The organism is Halomonas sp. C22, assembly GCF_007655045.1.
GTDB lineage: Bacteria > Pseudomonadota > Gammaproteobacteria > Pseudomonadales > Halomonadaceae > Vreelandella > Vreelandella hamiltonii.
On sequence record NZ_VBVC01000010.1, the window covers coordinates 48,804 to 64,377 of the forward strand.

Annotated in this window: 16 protein-coding genes and 1 other RNA gene; 7 read left to right on the forward strand and 10 right to left on the reverse strand. The window is 60.6% G+C overall.

Annotated features, from left to right (window positions below):
* Positions 1 to 62 precede the first annotated feature (62 nt).
* The 5 genes from FEU76_RS16015 to grpE all read right to left on the reverse strand — a co-directional run bounded on the left by FEU76_RS16015 (position 63) and on the right by grpE (position 5,554).
* Complete coding sequence (locus tag FEU76_RS16015; RefSeq protein WP_096921578.1) at positions 63 to 344, reverse strand: DUF2218 domain-containing protein; 282 nt, start codon at positions 342 to 344, stop codon at positions 63 to 65.
* 121 nt (positions 345 to 465) lie between these two features.
* On the reverse strand, positions 466 to 1,368 hold the full coding sequence (locus FEU76_RS16020; protein WP_096921579.1) for a DMT family transporter: 903 nt from the start codon (positions 1,366 to 1,368) through the stop codon (positions 466 to 468).
* Between the two features lie 208 nt (positions 1,369 to 1,576).
* Positions 1,577 to 2,728 carry a molecular chaperone DnaJ gene (gene dnaJ, locus FEU76_RS16025; RefSeq protein WP_144984291.1) on the reverse strand — a complete coding sequence of 384 codons (1,152 nt, stop codon included), beginning with the start codon at positions 2,726 to 2,728 and terminating at the stop codon, positions 1,577 to 1,579.
* Positions 2,729 to 2,837: 109 nt separating this feature from the next.
* The gene (gene dnaK / locus FEU76_RS16030) at positions 2,838 to 4,772 is read right to left on the reverse strand and encodes a molecular chaperone DnaK (RefSeq protein ID WP_096921580.1); all 1,935 of its coding nucleotides are present in this window, start codon (positions 4,770 to 4,772) and stop codon (positions 2,838 to 2,840) included.
* Positions 4,773 to 4,924: 152 nt separating this feature from the next.
* Positions 4,925 to 5,554, reverse strand: coding sequence for a nucleotide exchange factor GrpE (grpE, locus tag FEU76_RS16035; protein ID WP_144984294.1), 630 nt, complete (start codon positions 5,552 to 5,554; stop codon positions 4,925 to 4,927).
* A gap of 200 nt (positions 5,555 to 5,754) precedes the next feature.
* On the opposite strand from grpE, the gene recN reads away from it, so the two are divergent.
* Complete coding sequence (recN, locus tag FEU76_RS16040) at positions 5,755 to 7,428, forward strand: DNA repair protein RecN (RefSeq protein WP_039181427.1); 1,674 nt, start codon at positions 5,755 to 5,757, stop codon at positions 7,426 to 7,428.
* 149 nt (positions 7,429 to 7,577) lie between these two features.
* Here recN and fur read toward each other — a convergent pair whose 3' ends face one another.
* Entirely contained in the window at positions 7,578 to 8,030 is a 453-nt protein-coding gene (fur, locus tag FEU76_RS16045; RefSeq protein ID WP_016915905.1) for a ferric iron uptake transcriptional regulator, read from the reverse strand.
* Positions 8,031 to 8,102: 72 nt separating this feature from the next.
* Between fur and FEU76_RS16050 the strand changes: the two genes are divergently transcribed.
* The gene (locus FEU76_RS16050; RefSeq protein ID WP_039181432.1) at positions 8,103 to 8,570 is read left to right on the forward strand and encodes an outer membrane protein assembly factor BamE; all 468 of its coding nucleotides are present in this window, start codon (positions 8,103 to 8,105) and stop codon (positions 8,568 to 8,570) included.
* Positions 8,571 to 8,573: 3 nt separating this feature from the next.
* Here FEU76_RS16050 and FEU76_RS16055 read toward each other — a convergent pair whose 3' ends face one another.
* Together FEU76_RS16055 and FEU76_RS16060 are read right to left on the reverse strand one after the other, a co-directional pair.
* Positions 8,574 to 8,885 carry an RnfH family protein gene (locus FEU76_RS16055; RefSeq protein WP_144984297.1) on the reverse strand — a complete coding sequence of 104 codons (312 nt, stop codon included), beginning with the start codon at positions 8,883 to 8,885 and terminating at the stop codon, positions 8,574 to 8,576.
* Positions 8,875 to 9,309: a type II toxin-antitoxin system RatA family toxin gene (locus FEU76_RS16060; RefSeq protein ID WP_144984300.1), complete on the reverse strand. Its 435-nt coding sequence runs from the start codon at positions 9,307 to 9,309 to the stop codon at positions 8,875 to 8,877. Before FEU76_RS16060 ends, FEU76_RS16055 begins: the two co-directional genes overlap by 11 nt.
* A gap of 126 nt (positions 9,310 to 9,435) precedes the next feature.
* Between FEU76_RS16060 and smpB the strand changes: the two genes are divergently transcribed.
* Together smpB and ssrA are read left to right on the forward strand one after the other, a co-directional pair.
* Positions 9,436 to 9,927 carry an SsrA-binding protein SmpB gene (gene smpB / locus FEU76_RS16065; protein WP_039181437.1) on the forward strand — a complete coding sequence of 164 codons (492 nt, stop codon included), beginning with the start codon at positions 9,436 to 9,438 and terminating at the stop codon, positions 9,925 to 9,927.
* Positions 9,928 to 9,971: 44 nt separating this feature from the next.
* Positions 9,972 to 10,351: a transfer-messenger RNA gene (ssrA, locus tag FEU76_RS16070) on the forward strand.
* Positions 10,352 to 10,428: 77 nt separating this feature from the next.
* Here the strand turns inward: ssrA and FEU76_RS16075 are convergent.
* Positions 10,429 to 11,373, reverse strand: coding sequence for a sodium-dependent bicarbonate transport family permease (locus FEU76_RS16075; RefSeq protein WP_016915898.1), 945 nt, complete (start codon positions 11,371 to 11,373; stop codon positions 10,429 to 10,431).
* A gap of 144 nt (positions 11,374 to 11,517) precedes the next feature.
* On the opposite strand from FEU76_RS16075, the gene FEU76_RS16080 reads away from it, so the two are divergent.
* Together FEU76_RS16080 and FEU76_RS16085 are read left to right on the forward strand one after the other, a co-directional pair.
* The gene (locus FEU76_RS16080; RefSeq protein WP_039181440.1) at positions 11,518 to 12,486 is read left to right on the forward strand and encodes a LysR family transcriptional regulator; all 969 of its coding nucleotides are present in this window, start codon (positions 11,518 to 11,520) and stop codon (positions 12,484 to 12,486) included.
* A 97-nt stretch (positions 12,487 to 12,583) separates the two neighbouring features.
* Positions 12,584 to 13,540 (forward strand): calcium/sodium antiporter, encoded by a 957-nt coding sequence (locus tag FEU76_RS16085; protein WP_144984303.1) that lies wholly within the window; start codon positions 12,584 to 12,586, stop codon positions 13,538 to 13,540.
* Here FEU76_RS16085 and FEU76_RS16090 read toward each other — a convergent pair.
* The gene (locus tag FEU76_RS16090; protein WP_039181447.1) at positions 13,537 to 14,514 is read right to left on the reverse strand and encodes a TAXI family TRAP transporter solute-binding subunit; all 978 of its coding nucleotides are present in this window, start codon (positions 14,512 to 14,514) and stop codon (positions 13,537 to 13,539) included. The two genes, FEU76_RS16085 and FEU76_RS16090, sit on opposite strands and share 4 nt — an antisense overlap.
* 279 nt (positions 14,515 to 14,793) lie before the next feature.
* Between FEU76_RS16090 and FEU76_RS16095 the strand changes: the two genes are divergently transcribed.
* Complete coding sequence (locus tag FEU76_RS16095; protein ID WP_144984306.1) at positions 14,794 to 15,561, forward strand: HAD family hydrolase; 768 nt, start codon at positions 14,794 to 14,796, stop codon at positions 15,559 to 15,561.
* Positions 15,562 to 15,574 lie beyond the last annotated feature (13 nt).

Below are 15,574 nucleotides of genomic sequence, written 5' to 3' on the forward strand. Positions count from 1 at the left end.
GCCGCGATTATAGCAGACCACCTGACGGGATGCGGTGCTGACGGAAGCACGGCGGATGGCGCTCAGTTCTCCCAGACGATCTCCAGCGGCTCATCTTTCGCCATGCGCACCAGATGGCTTTCCACCACGCCTTCCAGCTGGTCCAGATGCTCTTCTTCGAGGGTTTCGATGGAGACGACCAGGCGCTCGGGCTCCGCGTGCATCAGGCAGGTGCCGCTGGCAAACACGATTTTGGCATGCTGCTCGCCCTGCTCCACCTCCAGCTTGTGGGCCCAGTGCTTGCACAACCGGTTGATCAATCTTGCCCCAGACGGGGTGGCAATCTCGGCGCGAGATAACGGCATACGCCCTACTCCTGTTCGATGACGGCTCAGCTCCCAAGCCTAAAGCCCGCCCTGCCAACCGCCAAGTGACCAATGAGAATTTACTGCAACGATACGTTCGCTTTCCTGCAAGCGCTGCCGCCTAACGCTGCCAACGCTTCGCCCCTCGGCGCCCCTCCAGTGTGGCCAGGCCCACGCCGCCCAGCAAAAAGGGCAAGGCCATCAGGAAGCCGCTGGACACGGGCAGCCCGAACAGCCACGCATCGGCCAGCACCGGCCAGGCCAGCGCGATGTATTCGAACGGGGCCAGCCGCGACACTTCGGCGTAACGCAGCGCCAGCGTCATGGCGATATGCGCCGCGCCGCCGAACAAACCGGAAAGCACCAGCAGCCCGAACTGCCGTGTATCCAGCGCCGCCCACCCCAGCGGCAGGGTCAGCAGCCCGGCCAGCGCCGAGACCACGATAAAATAGAACGCGATGGACGCCGCCGTTTCCGTGCGGGAAATACGCCGTACCGTGAGCAGAGCCCCCGCCGTCAGCAGCGCGCTCAGCGCCCCCAGCCCATACCCCAACAGCGAGCCCTGCCCACTACTCCCCAGCACCTGGGGCATTACCAGCACGCCCACCCCGCAAAGCGCCAGACCAAACGCCCCAGCACGATAGAACGAAAAGCGCTCCCCCAGCAGCAGCACTCCCCCCAACGCCATGAAGACCGGCGTCAATTGCGCCAGCAGTGTGGTTTCCGCCACCGGCAGCAGCGCCACCGTGGCAAACGAAGCAAACATGGCCGCCGCCCCCAGCCCTGAGCGCAGCGCGTGCCCCAACGGCCGCCGCGTCGCCAGCCCGCGCGGAAACTCATGGCGCAGCACCAGAAACACCACGATGGGCAGCAACGCAAACAGCGAGCGAAAAAACACCGACTGCCCCACGGGCACCGCATCACTGACGGCCTTGATGCACACCAACATGCCGGTGAACAGCACCCCCGACAGCACCCGCAACACGATCCCCAAACCAGGGCGATCCATGGCCTCCGTGGTCATCCGGCTACATTCCTTTTTCGTTAGGCTGGCGGCAAACATCTTCGTTTGAGCCATTCTGACCCAACCCGCCATTAGCTGGCTAATAAAATACCGCGTGCTCAGGGCATGCAAAAGAGCCAGAGCGAACGCTTCTGAAGCCAGAGGCAGATACAAAGACGCCCCGGCACGTTACCGTGCCGGGGCGTCCCTGGTCGTCAGGCCGTCATCTTTACGGTTTCATATCTTCGAAGAACTTCTTCACGCTGTCGAAGAAGCCGGTCTTCTTCGGTGAGTGGCTGTGGCTGTTGCTGCCATCGAAGCTCTCTTGCAGCTGGCGAAGCAGGTCTTTCTGCTCGTCGTTGAGGTTGACGGGCGTTTCCAGCACTACCTTGCACAGCAGGTCGCCGGGGGCGCCGCCACGAACGGGCTTCACGCCCTTGCCGCGCAGGCGGAAGAGCTTGCCGGTCTGGGTTTCCGGCGGGATCTTCAGCTTCACGCGTCCATCCAGCGTCGGCACTTCCAGCTCGCCTCCCAGCGCGGCGTCCACGAAATTGATCGGCACGTCGCACTGCAGGTGTTTGCCATCGCGGCGGAAGATATGGTGAGGCTTGATGGACACCTGTACGTACAGGTCGCCCGCTGGGCCGCCATTCACGCCGCTTTCGCCTTCGCCATTGAGGCGAATGCGATCACCGGTATCGACACCCGGCGGAATTTTCACCGAGAGAGTACGGGTTTCGCGTACACGCCCTTCGCCATTACATTTGTGGCACGGCACTTTGATGTGCTGGCCGCTACCATGGCATGTGGGGCAGGTCTGCTGAACCGCAAAGAAGCCCTGCTGCATGCGTACCTGGCCATGGCCGTGACACGTGGGGCAGGTTTCCTTGGAGGAGCCTGGCTCGGCACCGCCACCGTCACAGCGGTCACATTCGATATGGCGCGGAACGCGAATATCCACCGTGGTACCGGACACGGCGCTTTCGAGGTCCAGCTCCAGATTGTAGCGCAGGTCGGACCCTCGCGCGGGCGCATTGGGGCCCCGCCGACGGCCACCGCCGCCCCCGAAGATGTCGCCGAACACATCGCCAAAAATGTCGCCAAAATCACCGGCTCCACCGCCGAAGCCGCCGCCGCCAAAGCCACCGCCCTGGCCATCCACACCGGCATGACCAAACTGGTCATAGGCGGCGCGCTTTTCGCCGTCGCTCAAGACTTCGTAGGCTTCAGACACCTCGCGGAATTTTTCCGCTGCGGTGTTATCGTCCGGGTTTCGATCAGGGTGGAATTTTTGCGCCAGACGGCGATAGGCCTTTTTGATCTCTTTCTGATCGGCCCCTTTTTCGACACCCAGGACTTCGTAATAATCGCGCTTGGACATGGGTCCTACGCCTCCTGGTTAGCTACGCACTATTGGCGTCTCGGCCGCGGAAACAGCAACGCGGGAGTTGCCTCCCGCGTCACCGCTTTCCTTGGCAGAAAGAGGTGGGTTACTGCTTCTTCTGCTCGTCGTTGACTTCTTCGTACTCGGCGTCAACCACGTCGTCGTCCTGCTTGGCGTTGGTGCTTTCCGCGCCTTCTGCGCCTGCCTGCTGGGCAGCGTCTGCCTGCTCGGCGTACATCTTCTGCGCCAGTTGGCCGGAGGCTTCGGTCAGCGCATCCAGTTTCTTCTGGATGTTGTCCTGGTCATCGGTCTTGACCGCTTCTTCCAGTTCGGCGATGGCCGTCTCGATGGCTTGTTTCTCGTCATCGGTGGCCTTGTCGCCCGCTTCCTGCACGGTCTTGCGAGTGGCGTGAATCATGCCGTCCGCCTGGTTGCGCAGTTGCACCAGCGCTTCGAACTTCTTGTCTTCGTCGGCGTGGGCTTCGGCGTCGCGAACCATCTGCTCGATCTCTTCGTCCGTCAGGCCGCTGGACGCCTTGATCACGATGGACTGCTCTTTGCCCGTCGCCTTGTCCTTGGCCGATACGTTCAGGATACCGTTGGCATCCAGATCGAAGGCCACTTCGATTTGCGGTACGCCACGCGGTGCCGGCGGAATGTCGGAGAGGTCGAAACGACCCAGCGACTTGTTCTGCGACACTTGCTTGCGCTCGCCCTGCACGACGTGAATGGTCACCGCCGTCTGGTTGTCATCCGCCGTCGAGAAGGTTTGAGTCTTCTTGGTGGGGATGGTGGTGTTCTTGTCGATCAGCGGCGTCATGACGCCACCCATGGTTTCGATACCCAGGGTCAACGGCGTCACGTCCAGCAGCAGAACGTCTTTCACGTCGCCGCCCAGTACGCCACCCTGAATCGCGGCACCTACGGCGACGGCTTCATCGGGGTTGACGTCTTTACGGGCTTCTTTACCGAAGAAGTCTGCCGCTTTCTTCTGAACCATCGGCATGCGGGTCTGGCCGCCGACCAGGATCACTTCGTCGATTTCAGACGCGGACAGGCCAGCATCTTTCAGAGCCGTTTTGCATGGCTCGAGAGAGCGCTGCACCAGGTCTTCTACCAGCGACTCCAGCTTGGCGCGGGTCACCTTGACGTTCAGGTGTTTCGGGCCTGTGTTGTCTGCCGTGATGTACGGCAGGTTGACGTCGGTCTGCTGAGCGCTGGAAAGCTCGATCTTGGCTTTCTCGGCGGCTTCCTTCAGACGCTGCATGGCCAGGTTGTCGCCCGACAGGTTGATGCCGCTGTCGGTTTTGAACTGGTCGACCAGATAGTTGATCAGCGCCAGGTCGAAATCTTCACCGCCCAGGAAGGTGTCACCGTTGGTGGCCAGTACTTCGAACTGGGTTTCACCATCGACATCGGCGACTTCGATGATGGAGATATCGAAGGTACCGCCGCCCAGGTCGTAGACCGCGATGGTCTTGTCACCACGAGACTTGTCCATGCCGTAGGCAAGCGCTGCGGCAGTCGGCTCGTTGATGATGCGCTTGACGTCCAGACCGGCAATACGGCCCGCATCTTTGGTGGCCTGACGCTGGCTGTCGTTGAAGTAGGCCGGAACGGTGATGACCGCTTCGGTCACCGGCTCGCCGAGGTAGTCTTCGGCGGTCTTCTTCATCTTCTTCAGCACTTCGGCGCTGACCTGCGGGGGAGCCATCTTCTTGCCTTTGACTTCTACCCACGCGTCACCGTTGTCGGCTTCGGCAATCTTGTACGGCACCATCTTGATGTCTTTTTGAACGACGTCGTCCTTGAAACGACGACCGATCAGACGCTTGATGGCGTAAAGGGTGTTTTCCGGGTTGGTCACGGCCTGACGCTTGGCCGCCTGACCTACCAGCGTTTCGCCGTCATCGGTGTAGGCAATGATGGAAGGCGTGGTACGACCGCCTTCGGCGTTTTCAATGACTTTAGCGCTGTCACCATCGAGCACGGCTACACAAGAGTTAGTGGTGCCCAGGTCGATACCAATAATGCGTCCCATAGCAAAAACCTCGAATTCGGTTGAAACAAAAAACTAGTGGTTTACGCCGTCAAAACTGTTTAAGGCGTTTGCGAGCATTCTCGCGAGTTGCCCTTTATTTGGGGGCCGCCTGGCGCATTTCAAGGGCTTTTTTTCTGCAATGCGTCATCCCATCAACCGGCTTTCTGGCTGACCACCACCATCGCGGGACGCACCAGACGGCCATTCAGGGAGTAGCCCTTCTGCATGACGTCCATTACCGTGTTGGGCTCCAGCTCGGGATTGGGCACCATGGCCATGGCTTCATGCATCTGCGGGTCGAAGGGTTCGCCCTGAGGCTCGATGCTTTCGACGCCAAACTTGGCCAGCACGCCCAGCTGCATCTTCAGAGTCATGGAGACGCCTTCACGATGCACGTCGGAAGCGTCTTCCTGCATGCTTTCCAGGGCTTTCTCCAGGCTGTCCACGACGGGCAGCAGTTCCTTGACGAACTTCTCCAGCGCAAACTTGCGCGCCTTTTCGGCCTCTTGCTCGGCGCGACGGCGCACGTTCTGTGCTTCAGCGGCGGCGCGCAGGGCCTGGTCCTTGGCCTGGGCCAGGCTCTGCTCCAGCTCTTCTACCTGGGCGGCCAGCACGTCGGCTTCAGGGTTGCCTACGCTGCCATCGAGCACTGCTTCGTCTTCGATCAGCCCTTCCAGCTCGCCTTCTACCAGGCGCTCTTCTGCCGTTTGCTCCGTGACTTCGGCTTCCTGCTCCTGACGCGCCAGCTCTTCATCCAACGGGGTTTGCGGTTCTTTAGCCATGCCTTGCTCCTGAAATACGTAGCGGTGCCGTTGGCGGCCACCTGAGTTGATTCGCGGGATTTAGACCACGGATAAAAGCTATATGGGGGCCATCAAAGCCATCTCAAGAGGGGCATTGAAGTGAGTTATCGACTACTGTATAAAACAACAATTATTGGATAAGCATCCAGCATTCGGGATGCACCGCCTCAGGAGGCCTCATGCTGACACAGCTAGCGATCCAGGATTACGCGATTGTTGACCGCCTTGAACTCGACCTCAGCCGTGGCATGACCGCTATCACGGGGGAAACCGGGGCGGGTAAATCCATCTTGCTGGGCGCGCTGGGGCTCTGCCTGGGCGAGCGTGCCGACGCAGGCAGCGTGCGCCACGGCTGCGAGCGCACCGACCTTTCCGCCCGCTTCGACATTCAACACCTGCCTGCCGCCATCGAGTGGCTGCAGGCCCGGGAACTGCCTACCGACGAGTGCCTGTTACGCCGCGTCGTTACCGCCAGCGGGCGCTCCAAAGCATGGATCAACGGCCACCCGGCCACCATTGCCGACCTGAAATCGCTGGGCGAACAGCTGATTCAAATCCATGGCCAGCACGCCCACCAGGCGCTCATGCGCGAAGAAACCCACTTGGCGCTGCTGGATGACTACGCCGGGCTTCGCGAGCGCAGCCAGCAGCTGGCCGAGACTTACCGTGAATGGCGCAATGCCCGTCGTCGGTTGAAAAAGCTCAGTGAAGAGGGCAGCGAGGTAGAGGCCAAGCGCCAGCTGTTGCGCTATCAGGTGGAAGAGCTCGACCAGCTGGGCCTCGCCGAAGGCGAACTGCAAACCCTGGAAGAAGAGCAGCACACGCTGGCCCACGCGGAAGAGACCCTGCGAGAAACCCAGTTTGCCGCCGACTGCTGTGAAAGCGATGAGGGCGGTGCGCTGTCGTTGCTGAATCAGGCCTACGCACACTTGAGCGCCCTGCCCGGCAGCGACAAGGGTACGCTGGCCAACACCCTGGCCATGCTCAGCGATGCGCGCATTCAGGTAGAAGAAGCCGCCAGCGAGCTTCAGCGTCTGGCCAGCACCACCGAACTGGACCCCGAGCGCTTGGCCTGGGTCGAGGAGCGCATGGGCGACGTGCACCGCATTGCGCGCAAGCACCATGTCGCCCCGGAGGAAATCTGCGCTCTGCATGCCCAGCTACGCCAGGAAGTGGCCCAGCTGGAAGCCAGCGATGATGACCTGGAGGCCCTAAGCAGCCAGGTGGCCGACTACCGCGAGCGCTACCGCAGCGATGCCAAGCTGCTCAGTGACGCTCGCCAAAAAGCGGCGGTACGGCTGGGCAAGGAAGTTCAGCAGCAGCTGGCCTTTCTGGCCATGGGCAAGGCGCGTTTCGATGTCGACGTTACCCCTCGCGACACACCCACCCCAGAAGGGTTGGATCACGTACAGTTCCTGATCAGTGCCAACCCTGGCCAGCCTGCGCGCCCGCTGGCGAAAGTGGCATCCGGCGGTGAACTGTCGCGTATCAGTTTGGCCATTCAGGTCGTGGCGGCCTCGCACTCCACCATTCCCAGCCTGGTCTTCGATGAAGTGGACGTGGGTATTTCCGGTGCGACGGCCGAAATCGTCGGCCAGCTGCTGCGCAAGCTGGGCGAAAACGGCCAGGTGATGACCGTGACCCACCTGCCGCAGGTGGCCGCCCAGGCGCATCAGCATCTGCATATCGAAAAACGCGCCAAACGCGATACCACCTTGACCCACATGGCACTACTGGACGAGCGAGGCCGCATCAGCGAGCTGGCCCGCATGCTGGGCGGGGTTACGCTTTCCGACCAGACCCTGGCCCATGCCCGCGAGATGCTGCACGCCAGCCAGCGCCCTCCTCACTAAGCTCAACCAAACTCAACCAAACCCACGCCAAGCCTTTGCCCTTCGCCGGGCGAAGGCAGCGCTCGGCCATCACGCGACCTACAAAAACGCCCCTGAGGCGCCAGATGAACTGCTCTGGCACCCCAAGGGCGTTTTCATGTGGCAGCGGACTACTTGCGGTTCGTGGGGCCACTGTCCTGGCGCGTGACGTCCGACCCACGGGGGCGTACGTACAGCACCAGAGCGTGGTCCACTAGCTCGTAGCCGTGCTCTTCGGCGATCTCTTGCTGGCGACGCTCGATGATGTCATCGACGAACTCGATGATTTCACCGCTTTCCAGACACACCATGTGGTCATGGTGGTCTTCTTGGGTCATCTCGAAGACCGCATGGCCACCGTCGAAATTGTGACGAATCACAAGGCCTGCCGACTCGAACTGAGTCAGCACGCGGTAGACGGTCGCCAGACCAACATCCTCGCCCGCATCAATCAGTGTTTTATACACTTCTTCTGCGCTAAGGTGGTGTTGGCCCGAAGCATTTTCGAGAATCTGCAGGATCTTGACGCGCGGCAGGGTCACTTTCAGCCCGGCTTTGCGTAGTTCATGGTTCTGATCGGCCATGGTTGCTCTTCGCAGTAACAGGTTAGGTCGGGTATCATCGACCGAAACCACGATAGTGAAGAACAGGCTCAAATGCAAAAATTGACTCGTATCATTACTCTTTCCGTTGCCCTGACCGTCGTTAGCGGCTGCAGTTACGTCGGCGTGTACAAGCGCGACATCCCCCAGGGCAACCTGGTCACCCAAGAGATGGTCAGCCAGCTCCAGCCGGGCATGACCCAGGAACAGGTTACCTACGTGATGGGCAGGCCGCTGCTGGAAGCGCCCTTCGACGCCCGCCAGTGGGACTACGTGTACCGCCTGGACAAGGCATACGGGGGTGTCGAACAGCGCCGCGTCACGCTCACGTTCGATAATTCAGGCCGCTTGGTGAACGTCGAGCAGCAAGGTGATCTGTCCGGCGACCTGCCGATCAGCTCCGACCGTGGCATGGGCCCTGCCGTAGAGGGCACCGAGCCCATGGACAGAACGCTGCCGACCCAACAGGCTCCCACCCCTGAGACCGCGCCAGAACCGCAGCCGGTGCCCATCAGCCAATAGCGGTCACTGGCCGCTGGCCTGACGTTTGGCCCGCTCCAGGCGGGCCGCTTTGGGGTCGATCTGCAGCGGCCGGTAGACTTCTACCCGGTCGCCTTCGCGCAGCGGCTCCTTATCGGGGTGGCGCAACGCCTTGCCGAAGATGCCCAGCGGCGCCTGCTCGAAGGTCTTGGCGGGCAGTTCCTGAAACAGGCTGGGCAGGTCGGCCATGGCAACGGCTGCTCTGGCAGTGGTGCCGCTGGGTACCTTCAGCGCGACGATACGCTGCTTGTGAGGCAGCGCGAAGGCTACCTCGACAGCAATGTCATCAACGGCCATACAGTTCGTTGGCGCGCTTGGTGAAGGCATCGACCAGTTGCCCGGCAATCTGCTGGAATAACTTGCCAAACGCCATGCTCAGCAACCGATTGGCGAAAACGAACTCCATTTCCAGACTGACCTTGCAAGCATCATCCCCCATGGGGATGAACAGCCAGCGGCCTTTGAGCTGCTTGAAGGGCCCTTTGACCAGCGAAAGCTCGATCCGCTCTGGTGCGTGCAGGTCGTTGCGCGTAGTGATGGTTTGCTCGACCCCCGCACGACCCAGAGTCATTTCTCCGACCAGGTGCTGATCGTCCTTTTTCAGCAGACGCGCGCGGCGGCATCCCGGCAGGAACTCGGGATAGCGTTCGAAGTCATTGACCAGATCGAACATTTGCTGGGGGGTATGGCGCACCAAAGCGGTACGATTGACGGTTGGCATTGACCTCTCCGCTGACTTCACAGTGCCCAAAGCGTATCATGGGAAACATAGTTACAGACCTTGAATGGTATCACGCCTCCCCGCATAACGAAGGGGGTGCGAACGACAGATCAACGATGAGGTTCCATGGCCACTAAGAAAGGTAACAGCAAGGGCCCCGGCAGCAGCGTGATAGCCCAGAACAAGAAGGCGCGGTTTGAGTACCATATCGACGAAACCTTCGAAGCGGGCCTGGCACTGGCAGGCTGGGAAGTCAAAAGCATGCGCGCCGGAAAAGCGCAGCTCACCGACACCTATATTTTGATTCGCAACGGCGAAGCATACCTGCTGGGCAGCCATATCACGCCACTGAACACGGCCAGCACCCATGAAATAGCCGACCCCACCCGCACCCGGAAACTGCTGTTGCACCGCAAGGAGATCGCCAAGATCTTTTCGGTCACGCAGGACAAGGGCCACACCTGTGTACCGCTCAAGCTGTACTGGAAGCGCAACAAGGTGAAGTGCGAGCTGGCGCTGGTGACGGGCAAGAAGATCCATGACAAGCGCGCCACCGAGAAGGACCGCGACTGGAATCGCCAGAAAGGCCGAATTATGCGGGAACATAACAAGGCATAACTGGTCAATTGGGCACGAGCACGTTAGAATGCGGCTCTGAACAAGGGGGCGACATGGTTTCGACGCCGGTGACAAACCCTGCGGTGCATGCCGAGAGCGTGATGTATCTCGTAAATACCACATCACGAAAAATAGTCGCAAACGACGAAAACTACGCTCAAGGCGCGCTGGCAGCTTAAACCCTGCTAGCTTCTTGTCTGGCCCCAAAGTGATGTGCCTATTCATCGCAGCGGGGATATGAGCTAAAGCTGATAGGACCGCGGTTGGTGGTGTCTTCTCGCCAACCGTCAAACTTTAGAAGGCTCGCGTAGCTGAATCCTGATCGTCGGAGTCAGACACGTTAAAGCAAATGACGAAATCTAAGCATGTAGAGCCAATGGGCGCGTGCTGGCGGACGCGGGTTCAATTCCCGCCGCCTCCACCAGACACCCCTTCGAATCAAGCACCCTCGGGTGCTTTTTTCGTTTCTGGGCGCGGTGAAAGCGCCCAGAAACCATGGCGTTACGACACCAGCAGCCACTCGATCAGCCGGTGGTAGACCGGGATGCCCAGCATCACGTTGAGCGGGAACGTGATGCCCAGCGAGGCCAGCATGGCGAGGCCGATGTTGGCTTCAGGGATGGCGGCCCGCATGGCGGCCGGGGCCGCGATGTACGAGGCGCTGGCGGCCAGGGCCGCGAGAATCACCACCGAACCAATCGGCAGGCCAACCAGCGCTCCCACGGCAATCCCCATCAGCGACAACACCATGGGCGTGACCAGCGCAAAGGTCACCAATCGCCAGTGATGCCAGGGCATGGGACGCAGCGTTTGGGCGGCAGTCAGGCCCATCTCGAGCAGGAACAGGGCCAACACACCCTTGAAGGCACCGGTAAACAGATTGGTGACCTCTTCGCCCTGGAAGGGGCCGTAAAGCGCACCGATGACGACACCGCCCGCCAGCAGGATGACCCCACGGTTCGTGAGCGTTTCATGCCACAGTTTGCTGGTACTTTCCTTGACGGCTGCGCCCTGGTAGCGCCGGTACAGGGCAATGGCGATCATGATGGCGGGTAGCTCCATGGCCACCAGATAGAGGGTGACCTCGCTGCCCACGGCCAACTGGCGCGCCTCCACATACGCCAGTGCCACGGCGAAGGTACCTGCGCTCACCGAACCGTAGTGGGCGGCAATGCTGGCACTGTCCGCCGGAGATAGGCGTACCAACCGCCTGAGTACGGGCATCAACATCAAGGGAATGACCGCAGACAGCAGCGCTACGCCCATCAGTTCGGGCACCAGCCCCCAGTGCAGGTTGCCATGCAGCGCCATGCCCCCCTTGAGGCCAATGGTCAGCATCAGCAACAGGCTCAGCGTATCGTAGGTGGCCTTGGGAACCTGAAGGTCGGACTTGACCGCGCCAGCCAACAGTCCAAGTAGAAAAAACATGACCACTATATCGGGCATCGCCGCTGCTCCATCGGATGAAAGTGGCCGCATTTTGCGATGTACACGGCAAGACAACTAATCATATATTGAATGCTCGGCATAGATGATTTTCTATACCCTGAATTTGACCTTCGATTTGACCTTCGTATAAAGGCTGTCTTCGTGAATATCCGCCATTTAACCTTTCGTCTGTTGCAAGTGTACGTCGCCGTGGTGCGCCATGGCTCGATCAGCGAGGCCGCCCGGCAGCTGCACCTGACACAACCCACCGTGTCGCAGCAGTTGAAGCGGCTGAGCGAGGCCATTGGCAGCCCGCTGCTGGAACACCACGCTCAAGGGCTGACCATGACCGCCACGGGCCAGGCGCTGTATCAGGCCAGCCGTGACGTATTGGGGCGCTTCGATGATTTCGCGGACCAGCTCAGCGATTTGCAATATGGCAGCAAGGGGCGCTTCAGCATTGCCTTGGTGAACACGGCGCAATACGTGCTGCCGCGCCTGCTGGGCCCGTTCAGCCACGCGTTCCCCGAGGTGGACGTCACCGTCAATATCGGCAATCGGCGGCAGGTCCTGGCTCGCTTCGAGCGGCGCGAAGACGACTTGTATATCTTCAGCCACCCCCCTGCCCTGGCCCACGCCGTGGCGGCCCGCTTCATGCGCAACCCGCTGGTGGCCATTGCTGCCGCCCATCATCCGCTGGCCAGCCAGCCAAACGTGACCATGGAGCAACTGCTCGGCGAGCGCCTGCTGCTCCGCGAGCCCGGCTCGGCATCGCGCATGCTGCTGGAAAGCTGGCTACAGGAGCATGGCCTGACCATGCGCAAGACCCTGCAAATGGCCAGTAACGAAGCCATTCGCGTGGGCGTGGCCGCCGACATGGGGGTAGCGGTATTGTCGGAGCACGTGCTGCCCAACGAGCACTCCGAACTGGCCGTACTTTCCATCACTGGCTTGCCCATCGAAAGCCATTGGCAGTTCATCGTGCGCAACGACCAGCGCTTGCCCCCCACTGCTCAGCGCTTTCTACACTACGTGCATGAGCATTTAAGCCAATGGATCGAGCCACGCTTCGTCTGCAATGAACTAGAACTTTTACTGGAGGCTTACCCCACCTTTCCAGTAAAGGATTGAGGCGCTCGGCCAAGACTTTGCATCGCACCTCAATCCCGCTATGTTGACAACATGAGGCCTGATACCAGGTCAGGCCATTGAACAAGGAAGCGACACCATGCTGTATGGGCTGAGCCTGCTGGCAGGGATTGGATTACTGTTTCTGGGCGGTGAAGCGCTCATCCGTGGAGCCGTTGCCAGCGCACAGCGCATGGGCGTCTCTCCGTTATTGACCGGACTGGTAGTGGTGGGGTTTGGTACCTCCGCGCCCGAGCTGGTGGTATCGGTGGACGCAGCGCTTCGTCAACAGCCGGATATTGCCGTGGGCAATATCGTGGGCAGCAACATCGGCAACATCTTGCTGATTCTGGGCTTGTGTGCTGCCATCTGCCCCATGACCGTACAACCATTGGCACTGCGCCGGGATGGCGTCGTCGTCGTGGCGGCCAGCGTGCTGTTCATCGTGCTCTCATGGGGGGGAGCCTTGGGGGTATGGCAGGCCTTGCTGCTGCTGACCTCACTGGCCGCTTACCTGGTGTGGGCCTATCGTACCGAGCGCAATGTGCCGCAACCTGCCGGTGAGATGCACAGCGCTGAAGCCGAAGAAGTGTCGGCGGTCCCCACGTCTACCGGCATGATCGTCACGGCGCTGGTCGTCGGGCTAGGCATGCTGATTGGCGGCTCGCAGCTGCTGCTATACGGCGCCATCGGGCTGGCGCAGGCCGTGGGTATTTCGCAGGCGGTGATTGGCTTGACCATTGTCGCGGTGGGCACCTCACTACCGGAAATGGCGGTATCGGTCATTGCAGCCCTGCGCCGCCATGCCGACGTTGCCGTTGGCAACATCCTGGGCAGCAATATCTTTAACGTGCTGGGCATACTGGGCATTTCCGCCCTGCTGCAACCCCTGCCCATCGCCGCGCGCGTCGGTCAGTTCGACCAGTGGGTCATGCTGGGTTCGGCAAGCCTGCTGCTGCTGTTCCTGTATACCGGCATGCGCCTTTCACGCGGAGAAGGGGCGGCGCTGCTGGCGGGATATGGCGCTTATATTGCCCTGAGCTTCACGGTCTTCTAACGCAACGCTTCCGGTAGTTCGACGTCGGCTTCGTCATAGTAGCGCAGCGCACCGGGGTGCAGGTCCACCGGCAGATGGGCCAGCAGTTCAGCGGTCACGCTGCCCCACCAGGGTGATGTCTCCGTCAACGCGGCCTGCTGCTCCCAGAATGTCTTGGTCAACCGGTAGGCCACGTCTTCGTCCATGTGCACCGTGGCAAGCGCGAAGACTGGCGACGACGTGGTCACTACCCGCTTGTCGATGCCTGGGTAAGTACCGCCGGGAATGATCTGGCGTACGGCCCCTGTGCGCTCGACCTGCTCATCGCTCAGGCTGATCAGCGTGATGGGCACCAGCGACGCTGTCTCCATCACGTTGGGAGTAGGAAACGAACTGGCCGTGACATAGGCATCGATACGTCCATCCCGCAGGGCCTCGGACGCATTGGTGATCGAAGCATCGGCCAGGCGCACCTTGCCCGTCAGGCCAAACAGTTCGAAGTAGCGCGCTGCTTCGCCCGAGCTGAAGGTGCCGCGCCCCAACAGCACGTGTTTGCCCTCCAGGGCTTCGATGGGTGCCGTGCCTCGGTCACCGGCCATCACGAAGTGCATGGTCAACGGGGGCACCGGAAACAGGCCCCGGATGGCCGCAAAGTGTTCCGGGTCGCGGCCTGCAAAGGGGCCTTGCCCTTCCAGCGCCTCTGCTATCAAGGCAGGCGGTGCGGTAAACACATACAGCCCTTGGCGGTGCATGACCTCCATGATGTTTTGCACCGACCCCTGGCTCTCTTCGGAGCTCAGTAGCAGCGCACCAGCGCTGCCTGCTTGTATGGCCTGCGCCAGCTCTCCGCCCATCTGATGGTAAGCGGTACCCGCGAGGGCAGATTTGTAGGTGACTCGAACAGGGGGCTCGGCCAGCGCAGTGGAAGATAACAGCGCGACAGCCGCGAACGCCAGGCCAGCCAGACGAGAAAGAGGGCAAAGATGAGCGCGCATGAAAGTTCCTTGGCAGGTCTGGGGTGCCTTGTCAGGCCTCGTTTTTATAGGCGCATTGTAGACGTGACTGGCCACCCCCTGCGAGCGCCCTTCAACTTGACATCAACGGTAGGAATGCTCAGGATAAATTTTTATTCTCAATTGAACGTTCAAAAAAAATCCCAGGTAATGGTTTGGATGATTTTCACGGTGCCTGACACGGATAGTGTCATGAAACCCGTGTAACCTATGTGCCATTGCCACCTTCATGAGATGGCTGCACAACAGCCCTGACACTCTATGCCCCAACTCACCTTGCAAGGCACCGCCTACGACATCGATGCCATTTTGTTCGACAAGGATGGCACGCTGCTCAATTTCGGCGACCTCTGGATTGGCTGGTTCGACCAACTGGTCACGACCCTTAACCAAGGCCTTCCCGAGGCACAAGTACTATCGCACCGAGCGCTCTACCCCAAGGTAGGCATCGATCCTGAGCAGCGCCTGTGGGACCCCACCGGCCCGTTGACCATTGGCTCATTGGACGATATTGCCACCATCGTTTCGCTTAGCCTGTTCGAGTCGGGGATCGCCTGGAACGACGCTACCCAGCTTTCCCACGATGCCATCGCCCGCCTGGCCGACACGCTGGACTGGCCCAGCTGCGTGACCCCCGTGAAGGGCCTGGTGAATTTCGTGCAGCAGGCACGACAGGCAGGCATTTCTCTGGCCGTGGTCACCTCCGATGACGCCCACAACGCGCATTTGCATTTAAAGCTGCTTTCGCTGGCCGATGCGTTCTCTGTCGTGTTGGGGCATGATCAAGTGTCGCGCGGCAAGCCCTACCCGGACATGGCGCTACTCGCCTGCGAACAGCTGGGTACGGCACCGCAACGCACGCTGATCATCGGCGACTCCAATGGCGACATGGCCATGGGTCAGGCCGCCGGTCTGCTGGCCGGTATCGGTATCTGCGCCGCTCCTCACCTGGACGGCTCCCATCTCACCCACGCGGATCACGTGATTCGTGACTATGACGAGTTGACTATCGCACGGCCTCATCATTAATCCATCAAGGGAA